The following is a 2,915-nucleotide window of genomic DNA, read 5'->3' as shown; positions in this document are numbered from 1 at the left end:
TTATCAAGCTGCTTCTCGTTAACGCTTTCAATGACGTTCAAGAATTTCGAGAATTCATCAGGCTTCGCACCAAGCGATTTCAAATACTCGACCATACCGGGAAAATCAACAATTTCGTATTTCTTCGAAACGCATTGCTTCGCAAGCTTCTTACCGAGAACCCGTTTCAAAATCGGAATATTCCAGATAATCGAAGTGTTGGTAATCTGCGTTGCCGTGACGGTCTGCGAAACCTCGCCGAAACCATCCGTTTCAAACGAAACGCTGTTGCCTTTGAGGTTCTTTTCCTGCTGCTCGAAAAGAGCGTTCATCGAAGCATTGAAATCGGATTTCATATCGTTCATGACCGATTCGGCGTTTTTGAACTTCAAAAGCTGCTTCGCATACGCGATAACGTAATTGCGGGATTCTTCGAGCGATTCAAAGCTAGTTATCTTGGGCTTGCGCGTCTTGTTCGCCATTTTCACCAATCCCCTTCAAAAGATTGTAAATGCCACGAGGCCAACGGTCACCGTTGCGCACCCACACAATATCGTCATACGAAACAACAAAATCAAGCCCGTAAGCCGTTTGAAGCTTCAATTTGCGCTTTTGGCTCGACCGCTTGACAATCTTAGCGCTGCGAACCTTTCCCCTCTCATCCTTGAAAGCGACGATAGCACCGATTTGCGCATTCTCGACGTGCGAAATATGGCGTTCCGCTTTCTTCTTCTCTTCGCGCTCCTTCATCATGCCGCGCTTGAAAGATTCGTTGTCTTTGTCTGATACCTCCAAATCGCCATCAAACGCCGTCTGCGCCGTAGTTACCTCTTCAACGGCTTGCACTTCGTCTTGCTGTGCAACAACGTCTGAAATGGGCTTAGAATCGTTCTGAGCGCAATCATCGGCTAGCGCCTCCACCAACTGCGCCTTGGTCATGCTGCCACGACCCGGCAACTCCCTTTCCTTGGCAAGCTTGCGCAAATCATCGCGCGTCATAGCCTCCAACTCTTTTGCTTGCATCCTCGCAACTCCTTTCTTTTCGCCTTTTGGCTTTTCCGAAAAACGACAAAACGCGCCCGGTTGCCCGTGACGCGCATTATCCAAAATCAAATATCCCACTTTGCGCAAAAATCTTCCCAATTCATTTTGCGCATGTCGCTGAAATACTCTTTATCCCTATCGATGATTTGGCGTTGATTCTGAATCGTGTTATACGCCATATCAAGCGCATTTAAACGCAACTGATATTCTGCATCATCGATAATCTCAAACTTAGCGTAATTGTCAATCCGATTGCGCTCAGCATCCCAAAGCTTCTGAACGGCGTTTACCGTGCGCGTGCAAACCGTTTCGTCATCACGACAAGGCAAGCGATTGAACCCGGTAGGCTCGTCATATCCCCACGTCTGCACGTGCTTCTTGCAATCGTAATACAGCACTCGGAAAATCCGCTGCGCCTTGGTCTGCTTCGTCATCTTGACACGTCCTTTCGACTGAAAACTAAATTGCCTTGCGACGGTTACGATTATACGCGACCGTCGCAAGGCTTGCAATACCCCGTTTCAAGAAATTTTCGATTCTAATTTACGGCATTGCCAAAAAGAAACCATCTGCAACGATGCCGATAGCAGCGCCTATCACAGCCGTAATCATACACGCCACGACCGTTCGCCATTTCTCGCCATCCCTGCCCTCTAGCGTTTCGAGCCGTTGCCCCTGCTTTCGCTGTTCTTCGCTCATATGCTTCATTTCTACTGCCAACTCTTTTACGCTCGTAACCAAATCCGTAATGCTCGAAACGTTTTTTTCGATTTCCTTCAAACGCGCATCTTGCCGCTCGTTGTGGTCATCGATACGCTTTGCGAATTCTTCATGTTCGCTTCTCGAAATGTAACCCTCACTCATAGAACTCACCTTCTAACTACTCGGCAAGTTCAGCAAGGTCAAGCGCTTCGAGCAGTTCTTTCACCTTCGGCTGAATAATTGCCGGAACCTGAGAAAACGTGCGCTTGCCCTTGATGATAAGTGCAACGTAAACTTCTGCCATCGTAGATACCTCCTTTCTGAAAAGCAGTTTGAAAATTGCCATTTTCAGACCGTAGCACATGGTTATTCACCATCTACGGGGTATCCCCAGTCAATCAGGATTTGCCGAACCCTTGGCCGGATATCAGCCGGAACTTGGTCTAGCGTCTTTTTGCCCTTCACAACAAGGCGTGCATACAATTCAGCCATTACAGCTCACCCCCGCCAACAACCAGCTCGTAAACCTCGGCAACCGCAACCTGAGTGCTTGTAATCTCGTTAGCCATATCATCGTTTGCCTTTTGCAAATTTTCGATATACTCGCCCGTTTCGTAACGATTGAGCGTGCATTTCCACTTCTCGTAATCATCGCCCGTCATATCATCGTGAATCTCGACAAGTTCAGCGCTCACAAGCACGTCAACGCTCGTCGGATACACGGTAACATCATCGGGCTTTTCATCAAACATAGCATCACGAATCACGCGCATTTCTTCAAACCTCCGTTCTTATTGCCCTTTATGACCTTCAAGTGATATTCGGTCATCTTGTGTTCAATCGGCATTACATAGCGCCTACGCAATCCGGCGCTATTGCAATGACCCAACCATCCCGTTAAAGAACCGAAAGCGCAAAACATCGAATAATTTATCAAATGCCCGCGCCTAGCGCGTCTGCGCACGTTTAAGCACAACCTGCGCAACGTTTTCACAATCGATTTTCGCAATCGTATAACGCCGTGCCTGAAAACGTAGCCAACGAAATCAATTCCCCTATCCTCAACGAAAAACAGGCTCCAAGATTTCTTGACCTCCAAGCCAAGGAAACGTTCGAGAAACGCCGTTACACGTGTCACAAGGCGCTGCAAGAACTCTTTCGACTTCGCAAGGAAAACCATATCATCCATA

The 2,915-nt window shown here is 47.8% G+C and carries 7 protein-coding genes; all 7 read right to left on the bottom strand.

What is annotated here, in order from left to right; all coding sequences use genetic code 11:
• The coding region (locus tag IKG78_RS04210; RefSeq protein WP_290939786.1) for a hypothetical protein at positions 1 to 461 on the bottom strand (461 nt) is incomplete at its 3' end.
• Entirely contained in the window at positions 427 to 1,002 is a 576-nt protein-coding gene (locus IKG78_RS04205; RefSeq protein ID WP_290939782.1) for a Rho termination factor N-terminal domain-containing protein, read from the bottom strand. The genes IKG78_RS04210 and IKG78_RS04205, both read right to left, overlap by 35 nt.
• 86 nt (positions 1,003 to 1,088) lie before the next feature.
• Entirely contained in the window at positions 1,089 to 1,457 is a 369-nt protein-coding gene (locus IKG78_RS04200) for a hypothetical protein (protein WP_290939779.1), read from the bottom strand.
• A gap of 109 nt (positions 1,458 to 1,566) precedes the next feature.
• Positions 1,567 to 1,887 carry a hypothetical protein gene (locus tag IKG78_RS04195; protein ID WP_290939774.1) on the bottom strand — a complete coding sequence of 107 codons (321 nt, stop codon included), beginning with the start codon at positions 1,885 to 1,887 and terminating at the stop codon, positions 1,567 to 1,569.
• Positions 1,888 to 1,903: 16 nt separating this feature from the next.
• Complete coding sequence (locus tag IKG78_RS04190; protein WP_290939769.1) at positions 1,904 to 2,029, bottom strand: CD1375 family protein; 126 nt, start codon at positions 2,027 to 2,029, stop codon at positions 1,904 to 1,906.
• Positions 2,030 to 2,091: 62 nt separating this feature from the next.
• The gene (locus IKG78_RS04185) at positions 2,092 to 2,217 is read right to left on the bottom strand and encodes a CD1375 family protein (protein ID WP_290939766.1); all 126 of its coding nucleotides are present in this window, start codon (positions 2,215 to 2,217) and stop codon (positions 2,092 to 2,094) included.
• Positions 2,217 to 2,498 carry a hypothetical protein gene (locus IKG78_RS04180; RefSeq protein WP_290939763.1) on the bottom strand — a complete coding sequence of 94 codons (282 nt, stop codon included), beginning with the start codon at positions 2,496 to 2,498 and terminating at the stop codon, positions 2,217 to 2,219. The genes IKG78_RS04185 and IKG78_RS04180 overlap by 1 nt, the downstream gene beginning before the upstream one ends.
• Between the last annotated feature and the right edge of the window lie 417 nt (positions 2,499 to 2,915).

The organism is Fibrobacter sp., assembly GCF_017545445.1.
GTDB lineage: Bacteria > Fibrobacterota > Fibrobacteria > Fibrobacterales > Fibrobacteraceae > Fibrobacter.
The sequence above is the reverse complement of the archived record's forward strand: the minus strand, read 5'-3'. Positions and strand labels throughout refer to the sequence as shown.

What these genes read in the sequence shown, in the direction of transcription:
- IKG78_RS04205 (WP_290939782.1), bottom strand. Translation starts at nt 1,002, where the DNA reads ATGCAAGCAAAAGAGTTGGAGGCTATGACGCGCGATGATTTGCGCAAG.
- IKG78_RS04200 (WP_290939779.1), bottom strand. Translation starts at nt 1,457, where the DNA reads ATGACGAAGCAGACCAAGGCGCAGCGGATTTTCCGAGTGCTGTATTAC.
- IKG78_RS04195 (WP_290939774.1), bottom strand. Translation starts at nt 1,887, where the DNA reads ATGAGTGAGGGTTACATTTCGAGAAGCGAACATGAAGAATTCGCAAAG.
- IKG78_RS04190 (WP_290939769.1), bottom strand. Translation starts at nt 2,029, where the DNA reads ATGGCAGAAGTTTACGTTGCACTTATCATCAAGGGCAAGCGCACGTTT.
- IKG78_RS04185 (WP_290939766.1), bottom strand. Translation starts at nt 2,217, where the DNA reads ATGGCTGAATTGTATGCACGCCTTGTTGTGAAGGGCAAAAAGACGCTA.
- IKG78_RS04180 (WP_290939763.1), bottom strand. Translation starts at nt 2,498, where the DNA reads ATGCGCGTGATTCGTGATGCTATGTTTGATGAAAAGCCCGATGATGTT.